Here is a 14,498-nt window from a genome sequence, read left to right as displayed (position 1 = left end):
GCTCTCAATTCAGCCGCCAATATGCTCCTGGCCGCGCTTGCGGGCGAGCGAGATCTGACGCTGCCGTTCGCGGTAACGCTCGCGGTCTGCCTCGGTTCGCTCGTGGTAGCAATGGCTGCAGGAGACGCCGGCTTCGTAGAAGGGCGAGGTGACCTCTTCTGCGGTGATCGGGTTGCGGCAGGCGTGGCAGAGCTTGTGATTGCCTTCCTTCAGACCATGTTCGATGGAGACGCGCTCGTCGAAGACGAAGCAGGCGCCTTCCCACAGGCTTTCCTCGGCGGGCACTTCCTCGAGATATTTCAGGATGCCGCCCTTGAGGTGGTAAACCTCGTCGAAACCCTGCTCCTTCATGAAGGCGGTCGCCTTTTCGCAGCGGATGCCGCCGGTGCAATACATGGCGATCTTCGGCTTGTTGTGCAGGCCCTCGTTCTGGCGCACCCATTCCGGAAATTCGCGGAACGTTTTGGTCTTCGGATCGACTGCGCCCTTAAAGACGCCGATGGCGGTCTCATAGTCGTTGCGGGTGTCGATGACGATCGTATCGGGATCGGAGATCAGCGCATTCCAGTCCTTCGGCGCGACATAGGTGCCGACGATCCTGTTGGGGTCAATGTTCTCGACGCCCATGGTGACAATCTCTTTCTTCAGCTTCACCTTCATGCGTACGAATGGCATTTTCGATGCCCGGCTTTCCTTATGCTCCAGGCTCGAAAACTTCGCCTGAGCGCGCAGAAAAGAGAGGACTGCGCCAATGCCGTCATCCGTCCCGGCGATCGTGCCGTTGATGCCTTCCTGAGCGAGGAGCAGCGTACCCTTGACCTCGCTTGCCTCGCAGAGCGCAAGCAGCGGTTCCCGCAGGGCCTTGAAGCGCGGGAAGGAAGCGAAATGATAGAGGGCGGCAACGAGGAACGCGCCTCCTGCCTCATGCCGTGGAGTAGAAAGGATGTCGGTCATGCCGCGGAAATACAATTTTGCGCGCCGGCAAGCAATCGGGATTCGTATTTTGACGTGGCGCTATCGGTTCACCCTCGCCAGCGGGGAGTTCCCTGTTCTGCACGAGCCTATAAGAATGCGCGCAAAAGCGACGCCGCGATGAGGTGCCGAGAAACATGCTGACCGTAAGACAATATGTCCCGGCGGATGCCGATCTGACCATACACATATTCCTGAGAGCAATCCGAGAGGTGGCGTCGAAGGACTACACTCAAGCTCAAGTCGACGCTTGGGCCAGGGTGGAAGACAGAGAAGCCTGGGCGAAACGACGGTCAAGCAGGCCGGCCTGGATCGTTCAGTACGGGAATGTGTCAATCGGATTTGCGGATCTGGTGCCCGACGGGCTCCTGGATATGATGTTCGTTCATCCCGATTATCAAGGTATCGGCGCAGCCAGTTTGCTCCTGGCGACGATCGAGGCAGAGGCAAGAAAGCAAGGAATCCAGCGCATTTTCACAGAGGCGAGCCTTACCGCCAGACCGTTCTTCGAACGAAGAGGCTTTCGCGTCCTGGCATCGCAGACAGTGGAAAAGCGCGGGCAGACGCTCGAAAATTTCAAGATGGAGAAATTTCTCGGAGAGACGGCCGCAACAAGCTGAAAGTCATCGCGATTTACTTCACTCTCCTGCTTCCAGCCAAAGCCGCTTGATCGTCCGCGCTTCACGCTGCGGCTCGTCGGCGAAAACCCAGCGGGCTTTGGTGAGTGCTTCCTGGCGGGCGGATTGTTGGCGGGAGATGATTGCCTCCAGTAGGCGGGCGCGGTCGTCGCTGCCGTTGAAGAGATGCGGCTCGCGATCGGTGACCTCGGATAGCATCGACAGGTCGAGATAGCGTCCGAGTATGTCGACCAGTTCCTTGGCTTCGAGCTGTTTTGCGCGCATGGCCGCCGGCCAGATGTCGCGCAGCAGCGCATGATGCATCCAGCAATCCTGGCTGCGTTTGCGCAACTCGTGAAACTGGTCGGTATGGCCTTCGGCGTGGCATTCGGAGAGCGCCTTCGTCGCCTTGCGCCCAGTCTTGCGCCAACTCTCCTGGAAGATACGCGCGGTCGCGCGCCGGCCGCTGCCGAAGGAGGTGGCGTTCAGCGCATCCAATGCTTCGCGGCAGGTGGCGACAGCTTTTTCCGCCTTCTCTTCGAGATCGGTTTCCTCCGCCGATAGCCGGTCACGCCGGGCCGTTAGCACATCGATGATCCGGGCAAGCGCCTGGGCCTCGTCCTCGGATGTCGCCGTTTCCTGTAGATAGCGGCCGGCCTCGATCAAGGCCGTGGCGTCGCGAACGCCAGAGAGCGTTCGCGCCATCTCCCGCAGCCTGTCGTTTTCCTGTTGCTGGAACTCCGGCGCCCGCAGGGCAACCAGCCGATAGAGCGCGCGGGCGCGTTTGATATGCTTGCGTGCCGTATGCACCGCCTCATGCAATCCATCCGGCCGGTCGGTGAGAGCCGCAATAGCCTTACCGAGCTGCTTCGCGGCGGCGGCTTGCACCTCGTCATCAAGGGCCCTGTCAGGCCGAATGCGATAACTCATCGTATTCCTGTTCGAATTGCGTCGCGAGCGCCTGGTTGGAGTAGCGGTATTCGCCGGTCACCTCGCGGCCGACCCAATCCGGCAATTCCGGATCGTCGCTTTCGTCCTCCATTTCGACCTCAGCGATTACCAGGCCGCGATGCACGCCTCGAAAAACGTCGACTTCCCAGACGAAGCCCTTGTAGGGAATCTTGTGGCGAATTTTTTCTATGACTAGGCCGATGGCGTTGCCGAGCAGCTCTTCGGCATCGGCGACGGGGATTTCATATTCGAATTCATCCCGCGTCATCGCCCTGCCGATCTTCATCGTCAGGGTCGCGACCGTGTGGTTCGTCAGGCGAACGCGAACGGAACGGTCGTCCATGGAGGCGACATAGGCCTGCCGTAAGATGAGTTTCTCGGAAACGAGGTCGCGCCAATGATCCCCCCGGACCAGAAACTTTCGCTCGATCTCTTTTGCCATGTGCCCGACATGCTCCGCCAGCATCATATCGAGGTAGACTAACGGAAGTTTTTGGCATTTCCTACCCGTCATGTTCAAACTTAGCTTTTGTCTCGACAAGGACCCTCCGGGAGGCTATTCCGAGACCGGATTTCAATCGTTTTAAGGGAGCACGCCGATATGGGCGAGAAAACCGAAAAGCTTCTTTCCATCCTGAAATTGCAGCCCGTCGTCCCCGTCCTCATCGTCGAAGATGCCAAGTCGGCCGTGCCGCTCGCCCGGGCGCTCGTCGCCGGCGGCTTGAAGGCTATCGAGATCACGCTGCGGACTGCCGGCGCGCTCGATGCCGTTCGCGCCGTTGCCGAGGAAGTCGAAGGCGCCGAAGTCGGCGCCGGCACCATCTTGAATGTTGCGCAATGGGAAGCGGCCGTTCAGGCAGGCTCCAAGTTCATCGTCAGCCCCGGCACGACGCAGGAGCTGCTGGACGTTGCCCGCACCTCCGACGTGCCGCTGCTGCCGGGTGCTGCGACGGCGAGCGAAGTCATGGCGCTGCGCGAGGAGGGCTACAAGGTGCTGAAGTTTTTCCCGGCCGAACAGGCTGGCGGCGCTGCCTATCTGAAGGCGCTGTCTTCACCGCTGGCAGGTACGCTGTTCTGCCCGACCGGCGGCATCTCGTTGAAGAATGCCCATGATTACCTGTCGCTGCCGAACGTTATCTGCGTCGGCGGCTCTTGGGTTGCGCCGAAGGAACTGGTCGCGGCCGGCGATTGGGCAGGGATTACCAAGCTTGCTGCTGAAGCCGCTGCGCTGAAGGGCTGAGCCTTCCGCAAAGTCGATCAAGGGGCGCGCATGGTCTCATGCGCGCCCTTTTGCTTTTCAGCGGATTTGTATTTGCGGTCACACCTTCCTATCTCCATTCCGCAATTTTGTTTGCGCATGATCTCGTCCAAAAACCGCTGCGTAGTTTTTGGGATCATGCTTCAGAAAGGACGGAGGACCATCGACATGATCGACGCCCGCAAGCTTCTGGACCAGTTCCTCGGATCGCAAGTTCCAGGAATGCAGGGAAGCGTGAGAGACAAGGCGAGCGAGGCCATCAATCTCGCCAGAGACAATCCGCTGGCGACCAGCGCCATTGCCGGCGTGCTATTGGGCACGAAGACAGGCCGCGACATTGCCGGGAACGTTCTGACGCTTGGCGGTCTCGCCGCCATCGCCGGGCTCGGCTACCAGGCCTACAAGAACTATCAGGCCGGCAATGCGCCGCAGCCCGCCCAGCAGGCGGAGCCGCAATTTCTGCCGCCGCCGTCCAACTCCGGCTTCAGCACTGCGCCCGCGATTGCCAGCAATGATTTCGCGCTTTCTCTTGTCCGCGCCATGATCGCAGCAGCCCGAGCCGATGGACATATCGATGATGCGGAGCGGCGGCATATTCTTGGCAAGGTGCAGGAAGCGGGCGTCGGCGCGGAAGCAGAAGCCTTTTTCGCGCGCGAGCTTGCCAACCCCGTCGATCTCGACGCTATCGTCGCATCGGCGCAAACGGAAGAGCAGCGCGTACAGGTCTACACCGCTTCGCGCCTGGCGATCGAACCGGATTCGCGGGCGGAACGCGGTTATCTCGATCTTCTCGCCGGCCGGCTTGGTCTAGCTGATGCGCTGGTCGACCATATCGAGGCAACGGTCGCGAGCGCTAAGGTCTGACCCTCGCCCAGAAAAGGGCCGGTTGCCTTTCGCGGGCGGCTGGCCTAAGCCTTCGCCGGACAACGAGTAGCGGCGCGCGAAGGAATGCCCATCTTGACGGATAAAAACAGTGAAACCCGCTCTACTGCGATCGCCGCCGCCATCATTCTGCTGGCCGCGATGGTGCTGCTGTACCTGATGCCCAACGCGATCGTTTGGCTCGGCAATATTTCGCCCTGGCTCGGCACCGGTTTCGGCGTTCTTGTTATTCTGGCCTTCTTCCTGGTCTTCTGGCTGAGAGCCCGCTACCAGAGGCGCAAGAGCCGGTAATCCCCGAGATCAGGTCTGTAGCGACGCGCCGAGCAGCACAATGCCGGTGCAGATGACCAGCAGTGCGCCGAGAATCTCGATGCCATTGCCGACCCATGTCGAGAGCGTTGAGCCGCGACCGGTGAAATGCACGGCAGTGCCCTTGGCGAAGACGGCGATAGTGGCGAGCAGCGATACGGTGAGCGCGGTGCCGACAGACATGGCAATGACGGAGAGGAGGCCGCCGAGATAGAGCCCATTCAGCATCGAGAAGGTCATAACGAGCAGCGCGCCCGAGCAGGGGCGCAGACCGACGGTGATGATGGCCGACCAGGCTTCTCGGACGCTGAATTTCTCGTTCGACAGCATTTTCGGGTCGGGCAGGTGCGAATGGCCGCAGGTCTCGCAGACCATGCCATTGCCTGCATCGTGGGTCGGATCGTCGCAATTATACCGGTTGCCCGTTTGCGGTGCGGCGCGGAAGTGGGAGAGCCTTTGGGCGGGAGCGGAACCGTTCGACGCATCTTCGAACAGCGACATGCTGATCGGGCCGGCCGATGTCGCGAGCTGCACTTCTCCACGCCGTGGCCGGTTTTGGAGCATCGAGCGCAGCTTGCGAAACAACAGCCAGCCGCCGAAGATGATCACCATGACGAAGCTGGTGATCTCCATCGCATTGGTGGCCATCGTCATGGTGATGCCCGAGCCGCGCAACACGAAATAGGCCGCACCGACGACGAGGACGGCAACAAGGCCCTGGATGAAAGCCGAGATGAACGAGATAACGATGCCGCGCTTCAGCTCGATCTCGTTTGCGACCATGTAAGAGGAGATGACGGCCTTGCCATGGCCGGGGCCGGCGGCATGGAAGATGCCGTAGGCAAAGGAAAGGCCGATCAGCGTCCAGAGCTGCCAGGGATCCCCGCGCATAGCCTCGATGGATTTGGTCAGCGCCCGATAGAAGGCCTGCTGCTCGTAATTCACATAGAGGAAGACCGGCGCCAGCGGCCCGCCGACCGGCTGAAAGCTCGGCTCCGCAGTGCCGATGCCAAGCGGCGATCCGGTGGCATGGGCAAGGCTTGCCGTCGCCAGGAAGGCGAGAGCCATTACCGGAAGCAGCTTCGCCGTCCGGAACGTCAGCATTGGACGTCTATCCGCGTTGCAAAGAGCTTCGACATGGTCGTTCCCGTCGGATCGTTGAAGAAGGCATCCGTTAAGGTCGCCTTGTTTTCGGCGATGACCTCGTCCGGATTGGGGCGCACGACCTTCTGCGTGCAGCTTTTGAAGGCATCGCCCTCCGTCACCAGCTCGTTGTCACTGGGGAAATCGATTGAGGTGTAGAGCGTGGGATCGTAGATGCCGAAGCTCAGCTTGTTGCCCTTCAGCGGCATCGGCTCGGACGGTTTCACGGCGAAGAACATCAGGAGCTGGCCGTCCCTGTAGTCGACATTGATGACGTCGGGCTTGTTCACCTTGATGGCTTTGCCGTTGAACGTCAGATTTGTGTAGTAGTCATAGTCGGCAAGCGAATCGCGGACGGTTTTTCCGACTTCCTTGAGCTCATCGGGATCGAGCTTCAGATTGGTGTTCTTGTCGAAATCCATCAGGACAGAGGAGGAGAAGACCTCGTCGAAGCGCCAGACATTGCGCAGTTCCTGCACGCTGCCGTCCGAGCCCGCGAGTACTTCCAGGCGGGCCTCCACGAAGATATGCGGATGCGCGGATGCTGCGGCCGGCACAAGCAACAGGCCGCCGATCAGGGCAATGGCATAGGCGGTCGTGAATTTTCTCATGCGTCCGATGTGTTTCGTGAGCATTGATTCGCCGCGTTTCTGGTCAGGAAATGAGACGGAATTGGGACCGGCGGCAGAGCCGAAATGCTCAGCCGTGCTTGCGGAACCAGTTATGCAGGTAGTCGACGAAGATGCGCACCTTGGCCGGAAGATAGCGGCGGTGCGGATAAACAGCGTAGATTCCGCGGTCGGTCGGAAGATAGTCGTTGAACAGCGTCAGCAGTTGCCCGCTTTCGATCGCCTTGCGGCCGATGAAATCCGGAACAACGGCGATGCCGAGGCCGGCGAGGGCAGCGCGTAGCGTCGCGTGCGGGCTGTTGACTTCGAGTGTGCCGTTGATGGCAACGTTGAAGGCGGTGCTGTCTGCGTCGACGAAACGAATACTCCCCTGCGAGCGGTTATTGGAGTCAATGATGAAAGGCACGTGCGTAAGATCGGCTGGACGTTCCAAGGCGGGGTGGCGGTCGAGGAATTCCTGCGTTGCGCAAAGATGGACGCGGAAGTCCGAGATCTTGCGGGCGATCATGCCGGAATCTTCGAGCTTGGTGATGCGCACGGCGACATCGAAGCCTTCTTCGATCAGGTCGACGAAACGGTCGTCGGCGGCGATTTCCAGCGAGAGGTCGGGATTCTCCTTGGCGAAGTCGATCAGCGATTGCCCGACATCGGCGTCGACGAAGGTACGCGGTACAGATACGCGCAGGCGGCCCTTGAGCTGCTGATTGCTCTCGCGCACGAGGTCGGCGAGGTTATCGATTTCCTTCAATATGTCGGAAGCCGTGCGATAATAGGTATGGCCGGCTTCGGTCATTGAGAATTGCCGGGTCGTGCGATTGAGCAAGAGAGCGCCAAGCTCGTCCTCGAGTTCTCGGACATATTTGGACAGCAGCGCCTTGGAGCGCCCGGTTTTCCTGGCAGCCGCGGAGAAACCTTCAGCTTCGACCACGTCGATGAAGGCGCGAATCCGGGTCAAAGTGTCCATACCGAAGCCCTCGTTAACTGTCGCAAGTTATTGAACAAAATGCGTTGATTTGTTCAATTATTTTTTTCGGGCATAGGCCAAAAAAATTCTTGATTATTACGGCGAATATTCCTATTTCGGGTTCAGCCCAAAGTCGCACGTGCCCGTGGGTGTCCGCCGATCCTCGATGTGGTGAGAAAATCGGTAAGGTACCTGGAATTAACCCCTCCAGTCGCTATTCCGGCCAACCGGAAAATGCGAGGACATCTGAAGCAACGACGGTGCGGGCCTTTTTGTTCTCTCCCGGCTTTCCATCAGCCGGGGTTACTGAAGAGGCACACCTTCATTGCCGGAAGTGCGGTTGGGATCTTCCCTCCAATCCATGGCAGACAAAGCGAATTAGCGCCGCTTGCGGCACTGGTTCATCATCCGCGCTTCGCGCATTTGCATGGTTCCGGGGTCTCCACCGGCTGGTACCTGAGCGAATGAGCGTCGCCCTTTGTCCTCTGGGTCTTTCTCCCGGAGCTTTTGGAATTGAAAGGGATTTGACATGACCACGCAACGTATTCGCGACTTCCTCGCTACCCGACGTCCGGACGGTCCCTGCCTCGTCGTCGATCTCGATGTCGTTCGCGACAATTTTCACGCCTTCCGTCATGCCATGCCCGACAGCGCCATCTATTATGCCGTCAAGGCCAACCCGGCTCCGGAAGTGCTGCGCCTGCTCGCAAGCCTCGGTTCCAACTTCGATTGCGCGTCCGTCGCAGAAATCGAAATGGCGCTCGATGCCGGTGCGACCGCTGCCCGCATCTCCTATGGCAACACGATCAAGAAGGAGCGCGATATCGCCCGCGCGCATGCGCTCGGTATCAACCTCTTCGCCGTCGACAGCCACGAGGAAGTCGAGAAGATCTCGCGTGCCGCTCCCGGCGCTCGCGTGTTCTGCCGCGTCCTGACGGACGGCGAAGGCGCCGAATGGCCGCTGTCGCGCAAGTTCGGCTGTGTCCCGCAGATGGCTGTCGACGTTCTCGTCTATGCCCATCAGCTTGGCCTGCAATCCTACGGCGTGTCTTTCCATGTCGGCTCGCAGATGACCAAGGTCGATGCCTGGGATGCGGCTCTTGCCGATGCCAAGCGCGTTTTCGTCTCGCTCGCCAAGCAGGGCATCCACCTGCAGATGGTCAACATGGGCGGTGGTTTCCCGACCAAGTACCTGCGCGATGTTCCGTCGGCGGAAGCCTATGGCAAGGCGATCTTTGCGGCTCTGCGCGCTCATTTCGGCAACCAGATCCCGCACACGATCATCGAGCCGGGCCGCGGCATGGTCGGCAATGCCGGCGTGATCAAGGCTGAAGTCGTCCTGATTTCGAAGAAGTCGGACAACGATGCCGCCCGCTGGGTCTTCCTCGACATCGGCAAGTTCGGCGGTCTGGCTGAAACCATGGACGAGGCGATTCGCTACCCGATCCGCACCGAGCGGGACGGCGACGACATGGAGCCCTGCGTCATTGCCGGTCCGACCTGCGATTCGGCCGACGTTCTTTATGAGAAGAACCTCTATCCGCTGCCGGTGACGCTCACCATTGGCGACGAGGTCCTGATCGAAGGCACCGGGGCCTATACGACGACCTACTCGGCTGTAGCGTTCAACGGTTTCGATCCGCTGAAGGCCTACATCATTTAAAAGCCAATGCCTGCCCCGTAATCAGCCGGGGCGGCACACTCACAATTCCCTTTAGCACCGCTGATAACGGTATTGGGCACGGGAGGCCGAGATGGCCGCTGTTCTTGATTCTGTCCGCGCATTTTTTGCGCCTTCCACTTTCACCCTCGACCTGGAAAATGCAGGCGATGTCGTTGCGCGCGAAAATCTGCTGGATCGCGCCATGGGCGCCGACCGCCGCAAGAAGTCGTCCGAGAAGCTCCGCCGCGGCCGTGTTCCGGCTGAAGGCTTGGCGCTCGTCGCCCGCGATCGTTCCGGCCATGTCATCGGCACGGTACGCTTGTGGAACGTCGAAGCCGGTGTCAATCGTGAGACTCGTCCGGTCGATGCGCTGCTGCTCGGCCCACTGGCCGTCGATCCCGCCTATGAAGGCAAGGGTATGGGCTCGGCGCTGATGCGCGCCGCCATTCTCGAAGCCAAGAAGCGCGGTCATGGCGCGATCCTGCTCGTCGGCGACGCGCCATATTACGAGCGTTTCGGCTTCTTTGCCGCAAAGACCCGCCATCTGGTGATGCCGGGCCCGTTCCAGCGCGAGCGTTTCCTTGCTCTCGAGCTCAAGGAAGGCTGGCTCGACGGCGCTGCCGGTATGATCGTTGCCAGCGGCCGCAAGCTCGCTCAGCCGCCGATCGCCAAGGCTGCATAAACAAACGAATAAAGCGGTTTGGCCGCTCTGTGAAACGCCAAACCGCTCCAAGGTTTCGATCCGCCTTCGCCCATCCAGGCGAAGGCCTTTCTATTTGGCTGCCTTTACGCTGTCCTTCGCCGGGTCGTAGCCATCCGTCAGCGTCTTCAGAAACGCGACGACATCGGCGATTTCCGTATCGTTCAGAGCCGGCGCATCGCCGAGCTTGCGGTTCATCGGCGCGTCGATGATGTCGATATTGGCCTGATATTGCGCCGGCAGGTCGGTGTATTTCAGCACCTTGCCACTCGCATCCTTCGGATAGATTTCGGCCGGATTGGTGTCTCGCTTGACGTAGAAGCGGGTGACGTCCTCCAGCGAGCGGTAGACGCCATTGTGGAAGAAGACGTGGCGGGCGGCGACGTTGCGCAGCGTCGGGGTCTTGAAGAGCCCGCAATTCTGCGGCTGGGCGGAGTAGGTGTCGTTGCGCAGCGGACCGCAGATGCCGGTGTCGTAATAATGCGGATCGGCATTGGCCGGGATATCAGGGTTGCGGGGCGCTCCAAGCGCCTCGAATTCAAAATCGGTGAAGTTCGGCATCTGGCCGTCGCCGGTCACCTTGTCGAGGTGGCAGGAGGCGCAGTTGCCTTTGTTCGGGTCGTCGAACAGTTTCAGCCCGCGCATTTCGGCGTCGGAGAGCAGCGCCTTGCCGCGCAGATAGTAGTCGTATTTGCTCGAATAGGGATGGAATGAGGGCTCTTCGATCTGATAACGCGCGATCGCAAAACCGGCTTCGGCGATCGTCATATCCTGATCGTCGAGGACATTGTTGCCGAAGAGGGTGCCGATGTCCTTGCAGTAGTTCTGCTTCAGCTTGACATAGACGCCGGCGGCATCGGCATTGGCCATCTCGAAGGGCGAGATCATCGGCTGCAGCGCTTGTTCTTCCAGCGAATCGACGCGGCCGTCCCAAAACATGCCGCCTTGTGGCACCAGATCGGGCGCGTTCGAATCGGCCTTGACGACCGCCTGCGCGGTCAGCGGCCCAGCGACGGGCGTCGGGGCGTTGGCGAGCGCCACGCCCGAGGCTTCGGTCATCGGTGCTGCTTCGGCCGCTTCGTCGGCGGCACTTTCCGCGCCGACGGAGAAGGAAGGCGTCGACATCTTGTAGGCTAGGCTCGGGACAGCGCGGATGCCCGGCTGGTCGAGATGCGGGCCGCCAAGCTGCACGGCGCGGTCATTAGCCGGCGCATAGTGATTTGCGGGATCATGGCAGGTTGCGCAGGACATCTGGCCGCCGCCTGAGAGCGACGGATCGAAGAACAGTTTCTTGCCGAGCTGCGCGACGGCGCTCAGCGAAGCCGTATTGTCATAGGTATTTGCGGCGACGGCATTGGCAGCGGGTTCGTTTGCCAAGCCGATGGTCGCCCCCGCGAGCGAGATGCCCGCGAGTGCGATCGGGGGAAGGAAATGCTGCTTCTTCAAGGACATTGTCCATCCCCTCTTTCTTAGCTTAGGAAGCGCTGTTACCGGTCTTCGTGTCGAGGATCAGCTTTGGCGCATCGCCCTTCGACCAGTCGAACATGTTGTTCAGCGGGCCGGAGATGGCATCGAACGAGCCGCCGCCGAGGCGTTCGCCGCCCATCCAATTGTCTTCGATGAAGCGCATGACGGAGGTCTGGTCTGTCAAAGTATGGTCGACGAAGTTGACCTTGGCATAGGGCGAGATGACCAGCAGCGGCTGGCGCGTGCCGTAGCCGCAACGGCCCTGGGCCGGCTGGCCGTTGACGCCCGGCAGCGGTGTGCCGGTGGAGCAGCCGTCCCCGTTCAGTACGTCGTAGCCTTTGACCCCGAGCTTGGACGGATTGACGACGGCGTGCGCATGGTCGTACCAGCCGTCGGAATCGTCATAGAGGATGATGATGGCGGTGTCCTTCCAGTCCGGCGAATCCTGGACGGTATTGACCACTTGCGTCACGAATTCCTGCTCATCGAGCGGATCGGAATAGCCGGCATGACCGTCCTGATAGGCTGATGCCTTCAGGAAGCTGACGGTCGGCATGTTGCCGTTTTTCAGGGCCGCATAGAAGTCGGTCATGTCATACTGGTGGTTTGCTGCGTCCGTGGTGCCGATCGCTGCAACGGAAGATGGGCGTGCATGCGTCGGATTGGCGGTCGAGGCGTAGTACTGGAACGGCTGGTGATGGGGGATGTAGTCGCCGTAATTGACCTTGGTGATGGCCGAGGTGGTCGCGCGCTTGCAGCCCGTCGTGCCGTCCGCATTGGTCGCCGTCAGATCGAAACCGCCTTCGAAGAAGCCCCAGGTGATCTTGTGTTCGTTCAGCATGTCGCCGATGTTCTTGCCGTACATCAGCGCCGTCTGGCCAACCGAGCAGACGTCGCCGGTCGGATCGAAGTCGCTGATGACAGTCCAGCCGCCGTTGCCGTCGGGCACGATGCGGCCCTTGGAGTAGGTGCCGTCGCTTTCCAGCGTGTAGCCGGGCGGCAGGATAGCGCCGTTGGTTTGGCCGGAGATGAGATTCAGGGCACCGGGAGTCGAAGGGCCGAAATTGGTGGAGAAAGAGTTGTCGTTCAGCGCATAGTGCTGGGCATAATTCCAGAGCGCCGTGACGGTGTTGCCGTCATAATAGCCCATGACCTGGCCCTTGGTGCCGAAAGCGCCGGCAGCACCCTTGGTGCCCTTCCCGGTGTTGGCCGGGAAAAGGTCCATCGCGAAGTTGTTATAGGCGGCCTGTTCGGCGGTATAGCCATGGTTTTGCGATTGGGTCGCCGCCTGTGTGCGGTCGAGCCGGAAGGGAGCGGCGGCATCGGCACCGTTCGCGGTGTTGGTCTTGTTGGGATTATTGTCGAGGAAACCGGCATGGGCGAGGGTGTTGATATCGCTCGGCGTGTTGTCGGCGGGCTTGAATGCGGGCTCACCGTCGAGATTTGCGGCCTTGGGGTAGGTCGCGAAATAATGGTCGAAGGAAACGTTTTCCTGGAAGATGACGACCAGATGCTTGATCGGCGTCGCGGTATTGGTCGGCGGCGCGTTGTCAGCGGCACCGGCGGTGGAACTGAGCGAAATAAGGGTAAGCGCGCTGCCGGCGGCGAGGGCGGCGCGACGCGAAAGACAGATCATTGTCATATCCTCTCGAGTGGGGGGCTGCGCCCCGACGCTTAAAATGCGCCGCGCCGAGGCGGAAAGAACCATTTCGAGCTATCAAGCGTCCATGACAGTTCTGTGAAGGTCGCGTCGGAAGAGGAAGGCGTTGCCTATGAAAGACGCAGTCAAGTTATTGATTTTACTGACGTGAAGGAGGGGCTCGCAGGCAGATGCGGCGGAGGCATGTGGTCTGCTACCTTATGTCACGGCTTTCGAGGCAAATGGTATTTTCATCACCCGCCCTCGTGGTTCGAGACGGCTGCGGACCTCCTCACCATGAGGGCTGTTCCTCTCGCTCCGCCGCCCAAGTAGTTCCCTGCTTGAGGCGGAGAAAACAATTTGATTTTCGAATACTGGCGCTCGTTCCGCCCTCATGGTGAGGTGCGCTGACGCCTGAGCGCAGCGATCGCGGCGGAGCCTCGAAGGACGAGGGTCGGCCACAGGGCTGCGGCACTTCAATTAAATATTCTGATCCATCGTCTCGGCCGGAATCTCATCGGCGCGGTGGATGCGGACAACCGTGGCGGGAACGCCGGCGACGGTGCAGTGGGCCGGGACCGGCTTCACGACGACGCTGCCCGCCGCTACCTTGCTGAAGGCGCCGACTTCAATGTTGCCGAGGATTTTTGCGCCTGCGCCGATCATCACGCCGTGTCGGATCTTCGGATGGCGATCGCCGGTTTCCTTGCCGGTGCCGCCGAGCGTGACGTTCTGCAGGATCGAGACTTCATCCTCGATAACGGCAGTTTCGCCGATGACGATACCGGAGCCGTGATCGAGCATGATGGACGAGCCGATCCTTGCCGCCGGATGAATATCCGGGCCGAAGACGAGGGAGGCCAGATTGGAAAGCCAACTGGCAATTTCCGGCCGGCCTTCCGTCCAGAGCGCATGGGCGATGCGATGGGTCTGCAGGGCGTGGAAGCCCTTCAGGTTCAACAGCGCGTGCAGATAGGTCGTGCAGGCGGGGTCACGAGTACGGACAGCGACGAGGTCTGCCTCGGTCGCCTGCAAGATTGCCGCGTGTCGCGTCAGTACGTCATGAAACAGGGCGAAGAGATCCCCGGTTTCGATCTTTGCGACAGAAAGCCGGGCGACCAGCACATTAGCGAGGCTTTCGGCATTCGATTGCGCCGCGATGATCTGCGCCGCGAGCAGCGGGCGCAGCGTCGGTTCGCGGCCGGCGAGATCGGCCGCGTCATGGCGGATCACGTCCCAGACGCTGCCGGCTGCGGCAGGGGAATGTCCGGCGATTGCCGTTCCTGTCTGGGACATGGGCCTAT

15 protein-coding genes are annotated in these 14,498 nt (G+C 60.6%); 6 read left to right on the top strand and 9 right to left on the bottom strand.

The genetic code is table 11. The features are described 5' to 3' along the window. Positions 1–9: 9 nt before the first annotated feature. Positions 10–954 carry an oxygen-dependent tRNA uridine(34) hydroxylase TrhO gene (gene trhO, locus QDY28_RS11350; RefSeq protein ID WP_331381774.1) on the bottom strand — a complete coding sequence of 315 codons (945 nt, stop codon included), beginning with the start codon at positions 952–954 and terminating at the stop codon, positions 10–12. 155 nt (positions 955–1,109) lie between these two features. On the opposite strand from trhO, the gene QDY28_RS11345 reads away from it, so the two are divergent. Next, positions 1,110–1,592, top strand: a complete 483-nt coding sequence (locus QDY28_RS11345) for a GNAT family N-acetyltransferase (RefSeq protein ID WP_331381773.1) — start codon at positions 1,110–1,112, stop codon at positions 1,590–1,592. A gap of 18 nt (positions 1,593–1,610) precedes the next feature. Here the strand turns inward: QDY28_RS11345 and QDY28_RS11340 are convergent, their stop codons facing one another. Together QDY28_RS11340 and QDY28_RS11335 are read right to left on the bottom strand one after the other, a co-directional pair. Then, positions 1,611–2,519, bottom strand: a complete 909-nt coding sequence (locus QDY28_RS11340; RefSeq protein WP_331381772.1) for a CHAD domain-containing protein — start codon at positions 2,517–2,519, stop codon at positions 1,611–1,613. Beyond that, positions 2,497–2,982: a CYTH domain-containing protein gene (locus tag QDY28_RS11335; RefSeq protein WP_331381771.1), complete on the bottom strand. Its 486-nt coding sequence runs from the start codon at positions 2,980–2,982 to the stop codon at positions 2,497–2,499. The genes QDY28_RS11340 and QDY28_RS11335 overlap by 23 nt, the downstream gene beginning before the upstream one ends. A 159-nt stretch (positions 2,983–3,141) precedes the next feature. On the opposite strand from QDY28_RS11335, the gene QDY28_RS11330 reads away from it, so the two are divergent. From QDY28_RS11330 to QDY28_RS11320, 3 genes are all read left to right on the top strand, one after another. Beyond that, on the top strand, positions 3,142–3,780 hold the full coding sequence (locus tag QDY28_RS11330) for a 2-dehydro-3-deoxy-phosphogluconate aldolase (protein WP_331381770.1): 639 nt from the start codon (positions 3,142–3,144) through the stop codon (positions 3,778–3,780). 186 nt (positions 3,781–3,966) lie between these two features. Continuing rightward, positions 3,967–4,662 carry a tellurite resistance TerB family protein gene (locus QDY28_RS11325; RefSeq protein ID WP_331381769.1) on the top strand — a complete coding sequence of 232 codons (696 nt, stop codon included), beginning with the start codon at positions 3,967–3,969 and terminating at the stop codon, positions 4,660–4,662. Between the two features lie 93 nt (positions 4,663–4,755). Then, positions 4,756–4,971 (top strand): hypothetical protein, encoded by a 216-nt coding sequence (locus QDY28_RS11320; protein ID WP_331381768.1) that lies wholly within the window; start codon positions 4,756–4,758, stop codon positions 4,969–4,971. Positions 4,972–4,980: 9 nt separating this feature from the next. On the opposite strand, the gene QDY28_RS11315 is transcribed toward QDY28_RS11320, so the two are convergent. The 3 genes from QDY28_RS11315 to QDY28_RS11305 form a co-directional block, all read right to left on the bottom strand. Continuing rightward, positions 4,981–6,093: a nickel/cobalt transporter gene (locus QDY28_RS11315; RefSeq protein WP_331381767.1), complete on the bottom strand. Its 1,113-nt coding sequence runs from the start codon at positions 6,091–6,093 to the stop codon at positions 4,981–4,983. Beyond that, on the bottom strand, positions 6,087–6,743 hold the full coding sequence (locus tag QDY28_RS11310) for a DUF1007 family protein (RefSeq protein ID WP_331381944.1): 657 nt from the start codon (positions 6,741–6,743) through the stop codon (positions 6,087–6,089). Before QDY28_RS11310 ends, QDY28_RS11315 begins: the two co-directional genes overlap by 7 nt. A gap of 88 nt (positions 6,744–6,831) precedes the next feature. Further along, on the bottom strand, positions 6,832–7,725 hold the full coding sequence (locus QDY28_RS11305; protein ID WP_331381766.1) for a LysR family transcriptional regulator: 894 nt from the start codon (positions 7,723–7,725) through the stop codon (positions 6,832–6,834). 529 nt (positions 7,726–8,254) lie between these two features. On the opposite strand from QDY28_RS11305, the gene odc2 reads away from it, so the two are divergent. After that, positions 8,255–9,388, top strand: a complete 1,134-nt coding sequence (gene odc2 / locus QDY28_RS11300; RefSeq protein ID WP_331381765.1) for an ornithine/lysine decarboxylase — start codon at positions 8,255–8,257, stop codon at positions 9,386–9,388. A gap of 91 nt (positions 9,389–9,479) precedes the next feature. Further along, on the top strand, positions 9,480–10,070 hold the full coding sequence (locus tag QDY28_RS11295) for a GNAT family N-acetyltransferase (RefSeq protein ID WP_331381764.1): 591 nt from the start codon (positions 9,480–9,482) through the stop codon (positions 10,068–10,070). 90 nt (positions 10,071–10,160) lie between these two features. On the opposite strand, the gene QDY28_RS11290 is transcribed toward QDY28_RS11295, so the two are convergent. The 3 genes from QDY28_RS11290 to cysE form a co-directional block, all read right to left on the bottom strand. Next, positions 10,161–11,540 (bottom strand): cytochrome-c peroxidase, encoded by a 1,380-nt coding sequence (locus QDY28_RS11290; protein ID WP_331381763.1) that lies wholly within the window; start codon positions 11,538–11,540, stop codon positions 10,161–10,163. Positions 11,541–11,562: 22 nt separating this feature from the next. After that, entirely contained in the window at positions 11,563–13,191 is a 1,629-nt protein-coding gene (locus tag QDY28_RS11285; protein WP_331381762.1) for a phospholipase C, read from the bottom strand. A gap of 483 nt (positions 13,192–13,674) precedes the next feature. After that, on the bottom strand, positions 13,675–14,490 hold the full coding sequence (gene cysE / locus QDY28_RS11280; protein ID WP_331381761.1) for a serine O-acetyltransferase: 816 nt from the start codon (positions 14,488–14,490) through the stop codon (positions 13,675–13,677). Positions 14,491–14,498: the final 8 nt, after the last annotated feature.

Origin of the sequence: Rhizobium sp. BR 362, from assembly GCF_036528765.1 — a bacterium.
Lineage (GTDB): Bacteria > Pseudomonadota > Alphaproteobacteria > Rhizobiales > Rhizobiaceae > Rhizobium.
The sequence above is the reverse complement of the archived record's forward strand: the minus strand, read 5'-3'. Positions and strand labels throughout refer to the sequence as shown.

Coding starts and splice junctions, on each gene's coding strand:
- trhO (WP_331381774.1), bottom strand. CDS start 954: ATGACCGACATCCTTTCTACTCCACGGCATGAGGCAGGAGGCGCGTTC.
- QDY28_RS11345 (WP_331381773.1), top strand. CDS start 1,110: ATGCTGACCGTAAGACAATATGTCCCGGCGGATGCCGATCTGACCATA.
- QDY28_RS11340 (WP_331381772.1), bottom strand. CDS start 2,519: ATGAGTTATCGCATTCGGCCTGACAGGGCCCTTGATGACGAGGTGCAA.
- QDY28_RS11335 (WP_331381771.1), bottom strand. CDS start 2,982: ATGGCAAAAGAGATCGAGCGAAAGTTTCTGGTCCGGGGGGATCATTGG.
- QDY28_RS11330 (WP_331381770.1), top strand. CDS start 3,142: ATGGGCGAGAAAACCGAAAAGCTTCTTTCCATCCTGAAATTGCAGCCC.
- QDY28_RS11325 (WP_331381769.1), top strand. CDS start 3,967: ATGATCGACGCCCGCAAGCTTCTGGACCAGTTCCTCGGATCGCAAGTT.
- QDY28_RS11315 (WP_331381767.1), bottom strand. CDS start 6,093: ATGCTGACGTTCCGGACGGCGAAGCTGCTTCCGGTAATGGCTCTCGCC.
- QDY28_RS11310 (WP_331381944.1), bottom strand. CDS start 6,743: ATGAGAAAATTCACGACCGCCTATGCCATTGCCCTGATCGGCGGCCTG.
- QDY28_RS11305 (WP_331381766.1), bottom strand. CDS start 7,725: ATGGACACTTTGACCCGGATTCGCGCCTTCATCGACGTGGTCGAAGCT.
- odc2 (WP_331381765.1), top strand. CDS start 8,255: ATGACCACGCAACGTATTCGCGACTTCCTCGCTACCCGACGTCCGGAC.
- QDY28_RS11295 (WP_331381764.1), top strand. CDS start 9,480: ATGGCCGCTGTTCTTGATTCTGTCCGCGCATTTTTTGCGCCTTCCACT.
- QDY28_RS11290 (WP_331381763.1), bottom strand. CDS start 11,540: ATGTCCTTGAAGAAGCAGCATTTCCTTCCCCCGATCGCACTCGCGGGC.
- QDY28_RS11285 (WP_331381762.1), bottom strand. CDS start 13,191: ATGATCTGTCTTTCGCGTCGCGCCGCCCTCGCCGCCGGCAGCGCGCTT.
- cysE (WP_331381761.1), bottom strand. CDS start 14,490: ATGTCCCAGACAGGAACGGCAATCGCCGGACATTCCCCTGCCGCAGCC.